The 16,621-nt window shown below is 58.2% G+C and carries 15 protein-coding genes and 2 pseudogenes; 8 read left to right on the plus strand and 9 right to left on the minus strand.

What is annotated here, in order from left to right; genetic code table 11:
• Positions 1 to 101: 101 nt before the first annotated feature.
• Positions 102 to 1,709: a tannase/feruloyl esterase family alpha/beta hydrolase gene (locus NJLHNGOC_RS07280; RefSeq protein ID WP_113595787.1), complete on the minus strand. Its 1,608-nt coding sequence runs from the start codon at positions 1,707 to 1,709 to the stop codon at positions 102 to 104.
• A gap of 240 nt (positions 1,710 to 1,949) precedes the next feature.
• Here NJLHNGOC_RS07280 and NJLHNGOC_RS07285 point away from each other — a divergent pair, with 240 nt between their 5' ends.
• Together NJLHNGOC_RS07285 and NJLHNGOC_RS07290 are read left to right on the plus strand one after the other, a co-directional pair.
• Complete coding sequence (locus NJLHNGOC_RS07285; protein ID WP_408890683.1) at positions 1,950 to 3,056, plus strand: DUF3500 domain-containing protein; 1,107 nt, start codon at positions 1,950 to 1,952, stop codon at positions 3,054 to 3,056.
• Entirely contained in the window at positions 3,053 to 3,601 is a 549-nt protein-coding gene (locus NJLHNGOC_RS07290; protein ID WP_113595789.1) for a hypothetical protein, read from the plus strand. The genes NJLHNGOC_RS07285 and NJLHNGOC_RS07290 overlap by 4 nt, the downstream gene beginning before the upstream one ends.
• A 205-nt stretch (positions 3,602 to 3,806) precedes the next feature.
• Here the strand turns inward: NJLHNGOC_RS07290 and NJLHNGOC_RS07295 are convergent, their stop codons facing one another.
• From NJLHNGOC_RS07295 to NJLHNGOC_RS07320, 6 genes are all read right to left on the minus strand, one after another.
• Positions 3,807 to 4,343 carry a sugar O-acetyltransferase gene (locus NJLHNGOC_RS07295; protein WP_113595790.1) on the minus strand — a complete coding sequence of 179 codons (537 nt, stop codon included), beginning with the start codon at positions 4,341 to 4,343 and terminating at the stop codon, positions 3,807 to 3,809.
• On the minus strand, positions 4,340 to 4,999 hold the full coding sequence (locus NJLHNGOC_RS07300) for a DUF1349 domain-containing protein (protein WP_113595791.1): 660 nt from the start codon (positions 4,997 to 4,999) through the stop codon (positions 4,340 to 4,342). The genes NJLHNGOC_RS07295 and NJLHNGOC_RS07300 overlap by 4 nt, the downstream gene beginning before the upstream one ends.
• A gap of 291 nt (positions 5,000 to 5,290) precedes the next feature.
• The gene (locus tag NJLHNGOC_RS07305) at positions 5,291 to 6,022 is read right to left on the minus strand and encodes a pirin family protein (protein WP_113595792.1); all 732 of its coding nucleotides are present in this window, start codon (positions 6,020 to 6,022) and stop codon (positions 5,291 to 5,293) included.
• The gene (locus NJLHNGOC_RS07310) at positions 6,019 to 7,560 is read right to left on the minus strand and encodes an efflux transporter outer membrane subunit (protein ID WP_113595793.1); all 1,542 of its coding nucleotides are present in this window, start codon (positions 7,558 to 7,560) and stop codon (positions 6,019 to 6,021) included. The genes NJLHNGOC_RS07305 and NJLHNGOC_RS07310 overlap by 4 nt, the downstream gene beginning before the upstream one ends.
• A complete protein-coding gene (locus NJLHNGOC_RS07315) occupies positions 7,547 to 8,623 on the minus strand; it encodes an HlyD family secretion protein (RefSeq protein ID WP_113595794.1) in 1,077 nt (358 codons plus the stop codon). Before NJLHNGOC_RS07315 ends, NJLHNGOC_RS07310 begins: the two co-directional genes overlap by 14 nt.
• A 17-nt stretch (positions 8,624 to 8,640) precedes the next feature.
• Positions 8,641 to 10,278, minus strand: a complete 1,638-nt coding sequence (locus NJLHNGOC_RS07320; protein WP_113595795.1) for an MFS transporter — start codon at positions 10,276 to 10,278, stop codon at positions 8,641 to 8,643.
• A gap of 120 nt (positions 10,279 to 10,398) precedes the next feature.
• Here NJLHNGOC_RS07320 and NJLHNGOC_RS07325 point away from each other — a divergent pair, with 120 nt between their 5' ends.
• From NJLHNGOC_RS07325 to NJLHNGOC_RS15645, 4 genes and pseudogenes are all read left to right on the plus strand, one after another.
• Entirely contained in the window at positions 10,399 to 11,331 is a 933-nt protein-coding gene (locus NJLHNGOC_RS07325; RefSeq protein ID WP_113595796.1) for a LysR family transcriptional regulator, read from the plus strand.
• Positions 11,332 to 11,715: 384 nt separating this feature from the next.
• Positions 11,716 to 11,997: an Arm DNA-binding domain-containing protein gene (locus NJLHNGOC_RS07330; RefSeq protein ID WP_113595797.1), complete on the plus strand. Its 282-nt coding sequence runs from the start codon at positions 11,716 to 11,718 to the stop codon at positions 11,995 to 11,997.
• Positions 11,998 to 12,031: 34 nt separating this feature from the next.
• A pseudogene (locus NJLHNGOC_RS07335) lies at positions 12,032 to 12,501 on the plus strand (IS5 family transposase); the annotation flags it as partial.
• 92 nt (positions 12,502 to 12,593) lie between these two features.
• Positions 12,594 to 13,295 (plus strand): hypothetical protein, encoded by a 702-nt coding sequence (locus NJLHNGOC_RS15645; RefSeq protein ID WP_133258699.1) that lies wholly within the window; start codon positions 12,594 to 12,596, stop codon positions 13,293 to 13,295.
• 78 nt (positions 13,296 to 13,373) lie between these two features.
• Here NJLHNGOC_RS15645 and NJLHNGOC_RS07340 read toward each other — a convergent pair whose 3' ends face one another.
• Together NJLHNGOC_RS07340 and NJLHNGOC_RS15895 are read right to left on the minus strand one after the other, a co-directional pair.
• Entirely contained in the window at positions 13,374 to 13,880 is a 507-nt protein-coding gene (locus NJLHNGOC_RS07340; protein ID WP_113595798.1) for a TonB-dependent receptor domain-containing protein, read from the minus strand.
• A 411-nt stretch (positions 13,881 to 14,291) separates the two neighbouring features.
• Entirely contained in the window at positions 14,292 to 14,450 is a 159-nt protein-coding gene (locus NJLHNGOC_RS15895; RefSeq protein ID WP_165837874.1) for a hypothetical protein, read from the minus strand.
• A gap of 217 nt (positions 14,451 to 14,667) precedes the next feature.
• On the opposite strand from NJLHNGOC_RS15895, the gene NJLHNGOC_RS07350 reads away from it, so the two are divergent.
• The gene (locus tag NJLHNGOC_RS07350) at positions 14,668 to 15,507 is read left to right on the plus strand and encodes an ABC transporter permease (RefSeq protein ID WP_113595800.1); all 840 of its coding nucleotides are present in this window, start codon (positions 14,668 to 14,670) and stop codon (positions 15,505 to 15,507) included.
• Positions 15,504 to 16,254, plus strand: a pseudogene (locus NJLHNGOC_RS16600) (ABC transporter ATP-binding protein). The gene NJLHNGOC_RS07350 and the pseudogene NJLHNGOC_RS16600 overlap by 4 nt, the downstream one beginning before the upstream one ends.
• The last annotated feature ends 367 nt before the right edge of the window (positions 16,255 to 16,621 follow it).

The raw sequence follows: 16,621 nt of genomic DNA on the forward strand, positions 1-16,621 counted from the left end.
CGGCCACTTCTGAAGGCTGTTTTAAGATCATCGTCTGACAGGAAGTTTTCGGATGCCGTCTTTTTTCAAAAAGGCGTTATTATTCAGGGATTTTTTAGATTTTACTGGGGCATGACGCAGGCGAAGCTGGAGGCCTGATCCATATCGCCGTGTCCGTCATGGCGGGCAACCTTTGGCCAGGCGCAGAGCGGGCGGGTACGGACGACCTTGCCATCCGATATGCGCGAGGCGATGATCGTTTCCGGGGACTGTCCACGGACGACCCAGTCATCAATGGCGCCAAGCTTGCTGAACGTATCGCATCCCGTCCCTCCGTAGCAGTGCCCCATGCCCGGAATGGTGATGAGGCGCACGGAATTCCGGTCGGTGGGGCCGGCATGCCGCATGACGGATTGATAATAGCTGGCCAGCTGTTCGGGGTTGTGGCCGTCATTCCAGCCAATATACATCAGCAGCCTGCCGCCATGGCGGAAGAAAGGCGTCAGGTTGTCGTCAACATGCAGCAGCGGCCCGAGCCTGCGGGTGGCCGTGGCAATATCCGTATCCCAGTTCAGCGTGGTCCAGTTCCAGTCAGGGTTCTGGAAGGCTGCGTATTTGAAAAGATCCAGGGCGACGGGAAAGGCTTTTCCGTCAGCTGAAAATCCGTCCTCGCTGCCCTTGGCCGGACCAGGAAAAATGACCCTGCCGGTTTCGGGATTGATGGGACCGCGATAGATCTGTTCCACCGATTTTACTTCATTATCCGTCAGACAGCCTGATGTATCCTGCCCCTTGCACAGAAGCTGGCGTGGCTCGAAACCGCAGCGGTCAGGTTCGTCAAGAAAGCCCTGTTTTTTGCCGACAGGCGATGCGCAGGCTGCCATGACGGCATTGTTGAGCAGCTGGAATTTCTGCCGACTCACACGAAGCGCCGGATCATGATAGCTCATCCATCCGGCCCACAGCTGTTCCGCATTGAAATTCACGATCGGATTGGGCGGGGCACCGACGACAATGCCGTCATAATCCTCAGGATAGCGTCTGGCCTCGATCAGTCCCTCCAGACCGCCAAGCGAACATCCGATCCAGTAGGCATGCGATGCGGCCTTTCCATAAAAGCGCCGTATGATCTGCCTGGCCGTAACCGTCATCAGGTGATCGGCCCGATAGGCGTAATCGATAAGCTTTTCCGGATGGCCAAGCGTGAAGCGGCCGCCTTCGCCCTCCGGCGTGGAACTGTCATGTCCGGTATCGGTGCTTGCGACCGCGTAACCTTCCCCCACGCCGGTGACCATGCCGTCATACATGAGCGAACCGGCCCAGCCGAAATTCCCGACACCAAGGAATTTCCCGTTCCATCCCCGCAGCGGCAGCCAGATTTCAGTGCGGATCAGGGAATCCGAAGTGGGGTGGAGTGTGACGGCAACGCGGCAAAAGGCAGGATTGGGGGCCTGCACCGGATGTCCCGCAAGGTTCATGCCCGAAGATGTCATGATCCGGGTCAGGTGCGTCTGGGGACTGTGCCAGGCACCGGCCTCCACGGTTTCGATTTTGGTATAGGTGGCATCCGGAAGCGCGAAATGCACCAGATCGGCGCAATCATCCGCATGGGCCCCGGACGACAGCAAAGGCAGGGCACAGGCCGCAAGGACTGCCCCCGCGGCAAGCGTGACCACATGCGGGCGAGGCAGCTTTGCAAAAGGAAGGGGGCATCGGTTTACAGACGGCATGACGGTCCTCGACTTTATCTTCCTGTATCGTGACCTTTCCGGAGCGGGAAAGGCAAAGCCTTGATTTCATGCCTGACGCCATACAATGTTTCAACACTGGCGCCCGGATCAGGGGTGACGGCCGGGAAAGGTTAAGACTGGGGTGATGACGGGATGAAGACCGGATTTTGGGTGATCGGCAGTCTGTTTCTGGCGGCCGCTCCGGCCCTTGCGCAAGGCGTTCCATCGCGCTCTTCCGTCATGATGGCAAAAGGCAACCTCGCGACAGATCCGACCCGTGAGGCCGTTACCGCCGCCCGCGCGTTCCTCGCGACCTTCGATTCCCATGGTCGGGAAATGGTGCAGTTTCCCTTTGTTACACAAAAGTCCGGCACTCTTGCCCGTTTCCGCAGAAGCGCGCCCGATCAGCCATCATTGCCCGTAACGGATGCGCAGGCCGCGGCACCGATGAAACGCGGCCCCGGCATGGGACCGCCGGGCGGCTTTGTCGGGGAACGATATGGCACGGCGGTGTGGTCCAATTATCCCGTCAGCGACGTGCCCCGTCCGGGCCTGCAGATGGGCCATCTGACACCACAGCAGCATGCCGCCGCCCTGCATCTGTTGCAGACCCTTCTGAGTGCGAAAGGATATCATAAGGTGCAGGACATCATGGGGGCCGATCAGGCGCTTGCGGACAGCGGCACGCCATTCGCCTCGGGCCGGGCGGTCTATACCATCGCGGTTTTCGGACAGCCTTCCGAAACATCGCCATGGATGGTGCAGTTCGGTGGCCATCATCTGGGCCTGAATGTCGTGATCGATGGCGCGCACGGCGTGATGACCCCGACGCTGACGGGTGCGCAGCCAGCCATCTATTCCCGCGATGGAAAGACCGTCCGCGTGCTGGCCGGTGAAAATGACAGGGCGTTCGCGCTTCTCAATTCCCTGAATGCAGGGCAGAGACAGCAGGCGATCCTTTCCTACAGGGTGGAGGATCTTGTTCAGGGGCCGGGTCATGATGGGGAAACCCTTGTCCCCGAGGGCATTCGGGGAACTGCCTTGGATGCCGCCCAGAAAGGGATGCTGATGGACATCATCGCGGAATGGGCCGGGATCATCAATGATGCCTATGCCGCGCCGCGTCTGAAGGAAATCCGCGAGGGGCTGGACGAAACCTGGTTCGCATGGAGCGGGCCGACCACCTGTGAGCCCGGTCATAACGGGTCGTCCTATTACCGGATCCAGGGGCCGCGCCTGCTGATCGAGTTTTCGCCGCAAGGGGTCGGTGGGGATCCCACCCTGCATGTCCATACGGTCTATCGGGATCCGACCGACAGTTATGGCAGCCGCTTTACCGTTCAATGAACCGGGTAAGGATCGCGCTGTTCGCCGCAGGTGTCCTGCTGCTTCCCTGCGCGTCGGCCATGGCGCACCGGCTGGATGAATACCTGCATGCGACAACCTTTGACCTGACGCGGACGCATATCCTGCTGCATCTGCGGCTTACGCCAGGCATGGATGTTGCCGATCGCATCATCCGACAGATGGACCGGAACAGTGACGGGCGCCTGTCGCCGGTTGAACAGCGGGCCTATGTGTCGCAGATCATGCAGGGCCTTTCGCTGTCCCTGAATGGACGGGCGGCCCGGTTGCGGATGGAAACCTTTACCTTTCCCACCATTGCGGAGATGCGGGCGGGCACTGGCGTCATCGACCTTCGTTTCGGCGTGAAAACCGATCTTCAGACCGGCAGTTACCGCCTGACATATCATGACAGGGGCGGAGGGACCGGGACGGTATGGCTGGTAAACTGCCTGCTGCCGCAGGATCCCACGATACATGTCACCGAGCAGAAGCGTTCAGAGGATCAGTCCTCCTATATGCTAGATTTTTCCATCAGCCCGCCGTGATGATGCCATGCGGGCAATGTCTGCTTTTCGGAAATGACCTGTTATTTTATGGGGGGCAGCATGCGACGATCGGTTTTTGTCCCGTTGTCTGATCGGGAATAATCCGTCAAAGTAATAATAAAAGTTTTTGGGTGCCGCCTTTTTTCAAAAAGGCGGCGTCTTCTGAAGATTTTTGAAAAAAGCTTCACCAAAAACTTCTTGATAATCAGATGTGCAAAGGTCGCGCCGGATTGCCTGCCACGGTTGCGCCTGCCGCCACGTCGCGCGTGACGACGCTCCCGGCCCCGATTATGGCGTCATTGCCGATCGTGATTCCTGGCAGGATGATGGCACCGCCGCCGATCCAGACATTTTCGCCAATAGTAATGGGGCTACCAAACTCCAGCATTTTCCGGCGCTGGTTCGGGTCGCGGGGATGATCGGCCGCAAGGATCTGTACGCCGGGGCCGATCTGCGTGCCGTGGCCGATCCTGACCGGAACCACATCCAGAATGACGCAGCCGAAGTTCAGGAACACATTGTCGCCTAAAAAGATATTATAACCATAATCACAGTGGAAAGGCGCGCGTATGATCGTATTCTGCCCAACCGCGCCCAGCCGGTCATGTAGCACCCCGTCATGATTGTTATACCGGCCAAGCCATGCTGCGCATTGCGCCATGTCCTGCTGCAGTTCAGGATCACTGGCGACATACAGCTCACCGGCGAGCATTTTCTGCTTTTCGCTTCTTGGGGCGGTCATGTCAGGTCATGCAACGCCTTGCCAAGCGGCGCGCCAAGTTTCCAGTCCGAAAAACGGACCTTGAGTCCCTGCCGCTCAGGCGTGCAGCACATCGGGCCGACCAGATAGGATTCAGCCTGAGGGAAAGGGGCCAGGCGGACCAGCGGCCATATCCTGCCATCACCCGAAACCTGCAGCCGCAGCACGCCATCGGCGACGGTCGCGCGCATCCAGAAATCTTTCGGATCACCCTCATACGGGGCCGTTGCCCAGTCCGAACGGCCATCCGTCAGAACGCTGCTGAGCATGGCGCGCCCATCCGAAAGCTCGATCCCGGCCTTGACCCAGTGTTCTTCGTCAATACGGACCATGAGGCCCGCCTGATCGTACAGCTTTTCATATTCAGCGCGAATACGAAGCTGCGCCGTAAAGCGAGACGGCGCATGCATGCCGTAAAAATGGCCGCTGTCGCGCGTGAATCCATAAAAGGTCTCGCGCCAGAAATCGGAGCCCTTGTCGGTCGTCATTTCGAGGGTATCTGCCGTGATGACGCTTTTGCGCGGCCTGTTGAGCCAGATACCGCCGCGCCATGGACCGGGCGTGCGGGCCTGCGCCCGTCCCCCCAGAACCATGCCGCCCGCCACGGCACCCGCCGCGATGACCGTTCGTCGCGTCATGCCGGGGGGATCGTTCCTTTTGCCTTTATCGCTCATTGCCAGACCTCCCATGCCGGTTGGAATTTTTCTTTAACTACAAAACTGGCATAGATCAAAATCCGAGGGTTGTCTGAGAAGTTTTTTCAAATGCGAGCTTCCCTGAAGCTTTTTGGAAAAAGCTTCACCAAAAACTTCTTTAAAATTGAAGAATGTTCCTGGAATGAATTTTGAAATATCCTTCCTGTGCCGGGGGAAATATCAGCCGTCAATGCGTGGGCACGCCAGCGGGATCATCCTGTCTGATCGGCCTGTCTATCTTGCGACATCAACCAGAAGAACAATCCCATTTTCCTGCGCGATGACCGTCAGGGTGTTTTCCTCTTCAATCGCTGCCGCGTCTCCCGGCATCAGCACTTCGTCCCCAATCCGCATGACCCCTGAGACGACGACCAGATAAAGATCGCGGGCCTCGGCCGTTTGATAGGCCGCACCTTCGCCAGCCCGAAGCGTGGCCTGCAGCAGGCGGGCACAACTGCTGAGGGGAACGGGGCTTCCATCCAGCACCATCTCTGTCTGTTCAGGGTCGTCTTCCGGAAAACCGGAGGCCAGGATGCGGAATGAACCGTCATCCATGGCCGGACAGAGCGCGCGGACTGCCTGAAAGGGGAAATCGCCTTGCGTATCCGCCACGAACCAGAACTGAAAGACAGCAGCCGCCGCGTCGGTCGTTTTCCATTGCAGGTCCGAACATCCGGACCCGGTACTGATCAGGTGCAGGCCACCTGTCTGGATATGTTCATGGGAAAAATGATCCACCTGAACGGCGACATCGCCATGCGCCACCCATGTCGCGATATCCATGCTGGCTTCGGGGCCAAGCCGACAGGTTGTACCGGGTGGCAGGGTGGCCTGATTGACCGCGCGCAGCCGCCCTTCATGCGCATGCCCGGCGGAGCGCCAGTCGGCAAAGTCGAAATGACAGCGAAAGGTGACGCCGCCATCATGGGCAGTGCCCAGCGTGCTGGCGCGGCGGATGGTGATCATGCGTGCTTCCCCGGTTTTTTACGGACGGGATAGATATTTTCCCACCCTCCACCTAACGCACGATAAAGGCGGGTCACGCAATCCGCGACCTGCCCGGTGGCGGTCACCAGTTCACTCTGGGAATTGAGGAGCGCGTTCTGCAGGGTCAGCACGTTGAGGAAGTCGGAGGCACCCTGTACATACTGTGCCTGTGCTGTCTGTACGGCGATCTCGTTTTCATGCACGGCCTCCGTCAGCCTGTCGCGCTGGTTCTGGGCGGCGGTAAAGGCGGCCATGGCATTGTCGATTTCTTCCCATGCCTTGAGAACCGTGCGCTGGAAAAGCGTTGCCGCCTCCTGCTGCTGCGCCTTGCGCAGGCGAAGCTGCCCGGTCAGGCGCCCCCCCTCGAAAATCGGCAGGGTCGCGGTCGGGCCAAAGCCATACTGCCGTGACGCCCACGAACCCAGTCCACTGAACTGGAGCGCCTGCACATCCAGGCTGCCGGACAGGGTGACGCGCGGAAAGAAGTCCGCGATTGCAACACCGATATTGGCCGTCGCGGCATGCAGGCGTTCGGACGCCATGCGGATGTCCGGCCGGCGTTCCGCCAGTTCCGAGGGAAGGCCTGCCGGAACTTCGCCCGGAACGGACGGTACAATGGCTGCCTTGCCAAGTTCCGCATTCAGTGCGCCGGGTTCGCGCGCCACGAGAAAGCTCAGGGCATTGAGGAGATGGATTTCCTGACTTTTCAGCGGTGACAGGCGGGATTCGAAATTATGCAGCTGTCCCGTCGCTTCCGCCACGTCCAGTCGCGTCGCGGCACCCTGTTCAAAGCGCAGCCGGGTCAGCTGTACGCTGTGGCTGGCGATATCGATATTATGTTCTAGAATGGCAATCTGTGACTGCGTGGCGCGCAGATCGATATAATCCTGCGCGGTCTCGGCCATAAGGGAGACCAGCACGTCACGCTGCATTTCCTGCGTGGCGTGCATGGCGGCGGTGGCGGCCTCGACCTGTCGGCGGACATGCCCCCACAGATCGACCTCCCACGACGCATTCAGGCCGTATTGCGGCAGATTGAATGACGGGTTGCCAATGCTGCCGGGAAAGGCGACAGGACCAAAACCCTGCGTTCCACTGGCGATGGTGCCGGCCGGTTCGCGCTCCATCGTGCCCAGCAGGCCCAGAAGCCCGTTCGTGCTGGCCCGTTCGCGGGCATAGGACGCGTTGGCCTGCATCTGGGGAAACTGGGCCGCGCTGGCGATGCGTCGCTCCGCCGTGCTTTCAGCCAGACGGAATGACGCCGCCTTCAGGTCAAGGTTCGAACGCGCGACATCGTTTTCAAGCCGGCCAAGAAGCGGATCATGAAACAGATTCCACCAGGCCGGGTCGGTCGATGCCGTCGTGACGCGGCTTTCGGCGGCAGGCAGGGGATCGTGCCATGTCGCAGCACTTTTGACCTGTGGTTTATGGAAATCAGGTCCCACCGTGCAGGCCGCCAGCGCCCCCAGCGCAAGGCACGTGACAAGCCCGCGTCCCGTCGCGTTAGCGCCAGACATAGCGGTCATCTCCGGCATGGGGGCCTTCGGGTTCTGATTGGGTGTCGATGTTGACTTCCACCGACATGCCGACGCGCACTTTGGCGGCAAGCGGCTGGCCCGCGTCGAATGTCAGCTTTACCGGAATGCGCTGTACCACCTTGGTAAAGTTGCCGGTGGCGTTATCAGGCTGGATCGGCGCGAAGGCCACTCCTGTCGCGGGCGCAAGGGAGTCGACATGCGCCCTGAGGGGATGGCCGGGAAACGTATCGACCCAGATGGTGGCGCGCTGTCCCGTCTGTACCTTCGTCAGCTGCGTTTCCTGAAAATTCGCCAGGACATAGGCCGCCTGCGTCGGTACTACGGCAAGGATGCCGGTGCCGGGATGAACATAGGCACCGACACGCACGCCACGTTCGCCCACCACGCCACTGACCGGGGCGGGAATGGTGCAATAGGACAGATTGAGTTCGGCCTGTTTCTGGTCGCCCTGCATGCGCAAAAGGACACCGCGCGCGCGTTCTAGCTGTCCCTTCAGGACGGCAATCTGCCGGATCGCGGCGTCCACGGCGGCCTGATCGCGGGCGATGGCGGCCTGTTCTTCCTTTTCATGCGCTTCGGACGCCTGTTTCTGTTCGATGGTGCCCGCGCCGCCCGCTGACAGGTTCCGGTAACGGGCACTGTTCTGCTGCGCGAAAAGCAGGTTGGCCTGATCGGCAAGGACGGCGGCGCGCGCCTCTGAAATCACGGCGTCCTGCCGGGCAAGTTCCGCCTCCAGATTCGCCACGTCACCCTGCGCGGCCAGAACGTTGCCCTTTGCCACGTCGAGTGCGGCGCGATAGTCGTCATCCTCGATATGGGCAAGCTCCTCTCCCGCGCGGACCTGTTCGTTGTCCTGCGCGATCACGCGGTCAATGCGTCCGGCGACCTTGGGCGCGACCGTCGTGAAGTCGGCCGTGACATAGGCGTCGTTGGTGTACTGGTTGACACCATCCCCATTGACGAGACGCGCCCCGCCCCATGCGACACAGGCAAGGACTGCGGCCGTGCATCCGGCATACAGAAGAGGTTTTTTGTAGATCATGGCGGGATACCCAAGATTCAGCGCGCGGGCGCGTTGGCGGAGGGCGCGCGTGGCGGATAGACGCGGTGCGGCAGGATCAGGTTCATGACGGCATAGCCGAGGCAGACCCAGATCAGGATGTAGTATAGATCATTGAGCGCGAGTACGAGCGCCTGTTCATGGACATAGGTGTGAAAGACCTGAAGCGAATTGCGGGCGACATGCATGCTGTCGGGGGAGGTGCCCGACAGCTGCCGGCCGATCGGGTCGCCCATGCCCTGCAGTGCAAGGCCGTGCGTGCCGTGATGGTCGAGCAGCATGGTGGAATGGTACTGCTCCCGCCGGCGGGTCAGGCTGGAAAACAGCGCGAAGGCGACGGCATTCGCCAGTCCCTTGAGCATGTTCACCATGCCGGAGATGAAGGGGCCGTCCGCCGGTCCCATGGCCATTGTCGCCAGCATGAGCGTGGGGATGACGGTCATGGGCTGTCCAAAGACCTGCAGGATCTGGGGCAGGTAGAAATTGTCCCGCACCCAGTCCACCGTCAGCCATGAACCCAGCCAGGCCGAGGCCGCAAGGCACAGCATGCCGCCAGCCAGAACAAAGCGGCAGTCCACCTTGCGGTTGTTGCAGATGGCCGCGATCAGCGGCAGCATGACAAGCTGCGGCAGGGCAACGACAAGCGACACCGGGGCCGCCTGAATGGGGCGGTAGCCACGCACCGCTTCCAGATAGGTCGCCGGAATGTCGCCCATGATGGCGCAGATGGCGAGGATGCCGATCAGCGAGAGCAGGGAGGCCTGGATGTTGCGCGATTTCCAGTACTGGATGCGGAAATAGGGGCTGGGGTGAAACGCCTCGTTAATGACAAAGACGATAAAGGCCGCCCCGCCCCAGAAGGTCAGGTTCGTGATGATGGGGGAGCGGAACCAGTCCAGCCGGTCGCCCTGATACAGCACGATGACCACCGAACAGATGGCGGGCAGCCCGACAAGGATGCCGAACCAGTTGAACTGCCTGAACCGTTCAAAGTGCATCGGATCTTTCGGCAGGCCATATGCCATCATGGCAATGGCGAGCGCCGCAGTGGGGATGATTTCCCAGTAAAGCCAGTGCCAGCCGACATGTTCGAACCAGAATGCCTCCAGCGGCAGGCCGAGGTTCGGGCCGAAGGTCGCGCTCATGGCATAGCCGCCGATGCCGAACACGCGGATTTGCGGCGGAAGGTATTTCAGCATGACGGTCATCAGCACGGGCGGCAGGCAACCGCCCGCCAGTCCCTGAAAGGCGCGCAGGATACACAGCGACGTGACATCCGGCATGAACGGCGCGGGAAGGGAAAGCAGCGCCAGCATCGCCGTCATGAAGATGGAAAAGCGGTAGATCGAGAACGTCATGTAGAACCATGGCGTAAAGGCCATGGCGGCGATGTTGAACGCTTCGTAGATGGCGATGACCCACGTGCCTTCATCGTGCCCGATATGCATCGCGCCCCGGATGTCGGACAGCCCGATTTCGGTAACATGTTCGTTGAACCCCGCGACATGCACGGCAAGCAGCATGCCCAGGCAGCCCATCACGGTCCGCAGGCCGAATGGCGGGATATAGGACGGCATCGCGGGTGAGGCATGGATCACCGGCGCACCATCTTTCGGGGCGGGGGCAGCGGTTGTCATGGACCTGTATCAGCAGCATTGGACGGCGTCTGACCACCCACGTTTCGGGCAAGAGATGATTCCACTTTCCGGAAGGGTTTGTGCTGGCCCCTGCGCGCAGTGAAGCTTATATTGGAAAGAATGCGAGGATATGATCTTGACCTGCTGCGCTATCTTCAGGTGCTGATCGAAGAAGAAAGCGTTTCAGCCGCGGCGCGGCGCCTGAAGGTGAGCGAACCTGCGATGAGCCGGCATCTTGCCAAGCTGCGGGTCGTTTTTTCCGATCCCATCCTTGTGCAGTCCGGACGCCGGATGATGGCATCATCCTTTGCCACCGGCATCCTTGATCGTGTGCAGAACGTGGTCCGGGCGGCCGACAGCCTGGTGGAGACCCAGCTTCTGGCCGATCTGGCCAACATGGCCCCCACGTTTACCATCCGTGCCAATGACCTGATCGTGGCCGCGCTGGGGCTGCCACTGCTGCATGCCTTGCGGCGGGAATGTCCGAAATGCGAGATCCTGTTCGCGCCGGAGGTGGATGACCCGGCGTCGGATCCGCTGCGTCATAACAGCGTTGACCTGTATATCGGGGCGACAGGCGTCATGAAGCCGGAAATCCGCCGACAGACGCTGTTCCGTCATCAGATGTTCGGGCTTGTGCGGAAAGGACACCCCATCCTTGCCGAACCCATCACGCCGCAGAGCATGGTGCTTTACGATTATATCAGTGTTTCACGACGCGGGAGGGCCCGTGGTCCCATCGACTGGGTCCTGCGGGATCATTACGGACTGACCCGTCGTATCGTGATGGTGGTGCCAAACTATCACGCCATGGTCGAAAGCATGCGGCATACGGACCTGATCCTGACGGTGCCCGACCTTGTGCTGCAACATATTTCAATGGATCGGCTGGGGCTGGCTTCCTTCGCATTTCCGCTGTCCCTGCCGTATGTCGAGGCATTTCAGGCATGGCACCCCCGTCGCGACACGGACCCGGTTCACCGGTGGCTGAGGGAGACCCTGTTCCGTGTTGCACGCCAGCTCTTCCAGAGCTCCGGTGGGGGGAAGGCCTGACCCGGAAGCCCAGTCAGAGGGCCGATGTCATCAAGGCAGAACCTTTTTGCTGAATGAAGTCGATCCCAAAATCTGTATTGCCGACATCGCTTGTGACGCCGACCAGATATCCCGAAGATATGACCGTCATCATAGGCCAGTCCGACTGCCGTCGTGAATTTCGGGCTCTGCACCGCGATTTTCCCGGCTGTTGGCAGATATATCTGTTGGCCTGCTGTGTTGATGGCGGCGAAATTGTCCGGCAAGGATGCTCTCCGTTGTGCATCATGATTTCCCTGAAAGGCGCGGAATCTCAACAATGTGCACCGGCTTGTGTTCTTGCCTGTCCCTTGATGATGTTACAAATCTCATGCTGTAAGGCAGGTACCAAGATGGGTAGAGAATATGAGCAGATTGTCACCTCAACAGCTATCAGCCCGCCGTGTGGCGCCCCTCAAGAATGGTGTCATCTCTGATGGGGGCAACCTCTGGCTTGTTGCCCGGCACCCGTCGAAGGTCTGGATCTTTCGCTACACCAGCCCGGTTTCAGGCAAACGTAGGGAGATGGGGCTGGGATCAGCTCACACCCTCAGCCTGGCCGATGCCCGCCGTCACGCGGCAGAGGCCCGCAATCTGTTGATCGAGCGCATAGACCCGCTAGGCTCAGGACCTATTGATTTGAGGTGAGAAATCTGATTCAGGCTCTGTGAGGAGACTGAAGATGAGTGATCTGTATTGGCTGACGGACGAGCAGATGGAGCGTCTTCGGCCTTTCTTTCCCAAGAGCCACGGCAGGCCTCGTGTTGATGACCGTCACGTGCTGAGCGGCATCATCTTCGTTAATCGGAACGGTCTGCGCTGGCGCGATGCGCCCCGGGAATACGGTCCACACAAGACACTCTACAACCGCTGGAAGCGCTGGAGTGCGATGGGGATCTTCGCCCGGATGATGGACGGTCTGGCTGCCGGAAAGGCAGGGCCCCAGACCATCATGATTGATGCGACCTATCTCAAGGCACATCGTACGGCTTCGAGCCTGCGACTCAAAAAGGGGATCCAGGTCGCCTGATCGGTCGCACAAAAGGCGGTATGAATACGAAGCTGCATGCCATCACCGATCAGAACGGATGGCCGCTGAGCTTCTTCATGACGGCGGGGCAGATCAGTGATTATACAGGTGCAGCAGCCCTTCACGATACGAGATAGAAGTTCATTTCACGGCGTGCCTAGACCACCCTCATCATGTTATTTGCATGCGTAAATAGCGCCACAGGTTACAAAATATGAGCATCTCAACACCGATCGGTTTAAGGCTAAAAAATACCTTAGATGCGGAATACCAGCATATGCAAAATACCTGGTTCTTCAAATGGCAGCGCATAGGAGGCGCTACGCCTGTCGAAATTGAGGGATTTGATGGTAGAATGATCCGTTATGCAGGTGTCGAATTCAGGGGATCAGCGCAAACCGTTTATTGGAGCACTATTCAGCGTTACGCGAAGAAAAAGGTTCAAGAGCTATTTGATAACCTAGAGCAGCAATTAAAGCAGTATCCTGTCGAGGTCAGGGCGCAATCTATCTCTGAATCTGAGTCCCTTATTCGGCATTTTATAAACAAAATTCGCAAAACTGCGATCGAAAATGACCGCATCCTGCGAGGAAATGGCCATCGGTTCCCCAGTCCTTGCGACAAAGGAAGTTGGGTAGGTGCTCAAGACCAAGACATTGAAAATAGATCGGCCCAAATACGTCATATATATTACGATATTGAAGTATCACGATTGGTAGAAAATATAAAATCCCATGTTGATTTTCTTCCTGCGAGACAAAGCGATCAGATACTTATTGCGGTAGGAGAAATGGAAAAAAATCCTTCAAAAATAAAAGAATTTCTGAAGTCCATTCAAACGATAGCCGAGGGCGCTGCAAGTAATGTGGTTGCCACCTACATACAAGAGTTTCTAAAGCCATTTTTAGGACCATAATAACCATTCGTTTAACGATGGGTACCAAGACGGGTCTATTATGCTAAACTACCAAAAATTTTTGTAAAACGGCCATTTTTAGAATAAGAATGAGGAGAAATTGGAATCCATCATTGCATGCAGGTATTGTGCGGAGACATATGGACTGAAGTAATGCCAGGGGCGCAGCCCGAATTCCGCCTGCACGCCACGTGACGTCTTGCCCCCGTAATGCAGGACGCGGGGCAGGAACAGGCTGCTAGGCTGGGGCGAGGTATATACCTGATTGTTGGTAATGTTATAGTTGAAAAGTGCGACAGAGAAATTGAACAGGCCATAGTGCCGGTATCCTATTTCCTCCTCGATCGAATACTCGCCCTTAAGTTTTGTGTAGCTGGTAAGCGGAAACGGCGCGATTGGCTGAAAGAACTGACCATATGCCTGTACGGAGGCAGGGGCGCGGAACGCCGTCGTTCCGTTGACATAGATCTGCTCATGCGGCGTCAGCTTATAGGAAATGGACACCTGCGGCAGCGGCTGTGAATATGTCCCGGTTCCATAATGGACGGCGCCGGGCGTATTGTTGCCCTGATCGCGGGAGATCATGAGGTATTTGATCCTCGCCAATCGTCAGGCGGTCGTAAAGGAAATGCATTTCATCGGTCAGGTACAGGCTGTTCATTTGTTGCTGGAAATGCTGATCGACCTCCTCATGCCGGGAACCATTAGTCATAGAGATTTTTCAAAAATACTTAAGAATACGTAGAATTTTTGAAAAATGTATCACTCAAAAACATTTTGATCATTTATCAATAAGCTGTTTTCAAGCGGTCTTTTAAACGTCCTGATCGACGGTTTATAAGAAATCGTATTGATGAGGCGCTGGCGTTCGACCTGCATGCTGTCTTGTTCATGGCTTCCAATCGCGGAAGCAAACCACGACCGTCATCCCGACAATGCTGCCCACGATGGGGCAATGACTGCAGATGGCTATGGATCTGCCTTGGCTGCAGCTGTTTACGCGTGCCATTCAGCCCGGGGGATCGTGCCGAGGCCGGATATCGTGTCGCTGCCATTTCCTGAAGCATCATGGATGGTCAGCTTGCGGTGATCGGGGGCATGAGGTTTGGCGGAGCCGATTTTCAGATCCTGTGGATGGGGATATGCGGCCATCATGGCGTGACAATCCGCATGATTTGTTCAGGAACCGGAAATCCCATGGAAATCAGCATCATGCTCATCAATCCAGCCTCATGCAGGACCATAAATAACTATATAAAATAGTTATAAATAAAAAATATCACAAACATGTTGAGAAAATTATTTACCTTTCAAAAATGATAAAATAAAGGACTCTCAAAAGCACACTCATTCACGAGGAAAGGAGAGGCGCATGTCAGGATCTCTCGTTCGGACCACATTCGCGGTAGCGGCCAGGGGAGGCGTGCGTTCCCTGTGGCGTATCAGGCCGGGTGTCCTGACGCGCTATGCATCTCCTTTCGTGCTTGTGCTCCTCTGGCAGGCGGCCTGTTCAGCAGGATTGCTGTCCTCGCGCCTGATGGCGTCTCCGGCCCAGATCATGGCAACGGGCTGGTCCCTGACGCGGGATGGCACGCTGCAGACCAATCTTGCAGTGTCGCTGATGCGGGCCGGGTGCGGACTTGCGATCGGGGTTTTCGCCGGGGTCAGCCTGGGGCTGGTGGCCGGACTGTCTCGCGTGGGGGAGGATATCGTGGATGCCCCCATGCAGATCCTGCGTACTCTGCCGACGCTGGCGCTGGTGCCGCTTTTCATCCTTTGGTTTGGAATCGGGGAACCCCCAAAGGTCGCCCTTGTGGCGCTGGGGTCGAGTTTTCCCATCTATCTTAACCTTTACAAGGGGATCCGTTCCATAGATCCCAGGCTTCTGGAAATGGTGCGTACCCTTGGCCTTTCGCGGGGACAGACAATCCGTGACGTCATCCTTCCCGGGGCCCTGCCGGATCTGCTGGTGGGGTTGCGGTTTGCCGTGGGGATTTCGTGGCTGATGCTTGTGGTGGCGGAACAGATCAACGCCGAAAGCGGGATCGGCCACATGATGATGGATGCGGAGGACTTTCTCCGCACCGATATCATTCTTCTCGGGCTGGTGATCTATGGCCTGCTCGGCCTTGTCTCTGACCAGATCGTGCGCTTTCTGGAAAGCATGCTACTGGTCTGGCGCCCGTCCCATCGTGTTGCGAGGGCAGGATGAACAGGATTACGCAGGAGGTGAGGGGGGCAAGGCTTCCATCACGCAATGAGGCCGCCGTTATTGTCCAGGGCCTGACCCGCAGGTTCGGGGGCGGGCCTGCCGTGCTCGAACATCTTGATCTTGCCATTGCGCCGGGGGAATTCGTGGCGTTGCTGGGGCATAGCGGATCTGGAAAATCGACCCTGCTGCGCACGCTGGCGGGGCTGGATCCGGTAGTCGAAGGGTCCGTCAGCCGCCCGGCCGAAGTCTCCGTCGTGTTTCAGGAAAGCCGTCTGCTGCCGTGGAAACGGGTCTGGCAGAATATCGTCCTTGGTCAGGCCGGGGCGAATGGGCGTGAACGTGCCGTGGCCGTGCTGCAGGAAGTGGGGCTTGGGCACCGGGTTGACGCGTGGCCGCTGACCCTTTCGGGGGGGGGAGGCGCAGCGGGCGGCTTTGGCCCGTGCATTGGTTCGTGAACCCGCGTTCCTGATGCTGGATGAACCTTTTGCCGCGCTGGATGCATTGACCCGACTGAAAATGCAGCGATTGGTATCGGATTTATGGGGCCGTCACCGTTGTTCCGTGCTGCTGGTGACGCATGATGTTGACGAAGCCCTGCTGCTGGCGGACCGTGCGGTGGTTCTGGAACGGGGACGTATCCGTATGGATCTGCCCATCCCGATGGAGCGCCCCCGTCGTCATGCCGATCCCCGGTTCGAGCATTTGCGGACCGTTCTGCTGGGTGCGCTGGGCGTACATGATGACTGATATGGATTTACGGGAAAATCGAAGCCTGTCCGGTATGCGGACCAACCGGCCGAAGCCAGCGATATAGCACGTCCGGTTGGTGAAGAATGCGGGACGTTGCGTAATTCGCAGCGGGCTGGGCGCAGGGATGAAGCGGGCAAGGGCTATGCCGCTTATCTTCATGGCCGGATATTGACGATATATCCCGAAGATATAGACGCTTTTGCAGCATATCTGCCCTTTGGAGGTATCTTGGTGAATTGCCGCCTTACCTCATGAAAAGTCATGTCATGAGGTGAGCAGGAGGTATCCTCTGCCATCCGGAAAATTGTCCGATCGTCTGTAAAAACAGGGGGGTGGCGTGTTTTTGTATGCTCATTCAACTAAG

The sequence above is a fragment of the Novacetimonas cocois genome, assembly GCF_003311635.1.
Taxonomy (GTDB): Bacteria; Pseudomonadota; Alphaproteobacteria; order Acetobacterales; family Acetobacteraceae; genus Novacetimonas; species Novacetimonas cocois.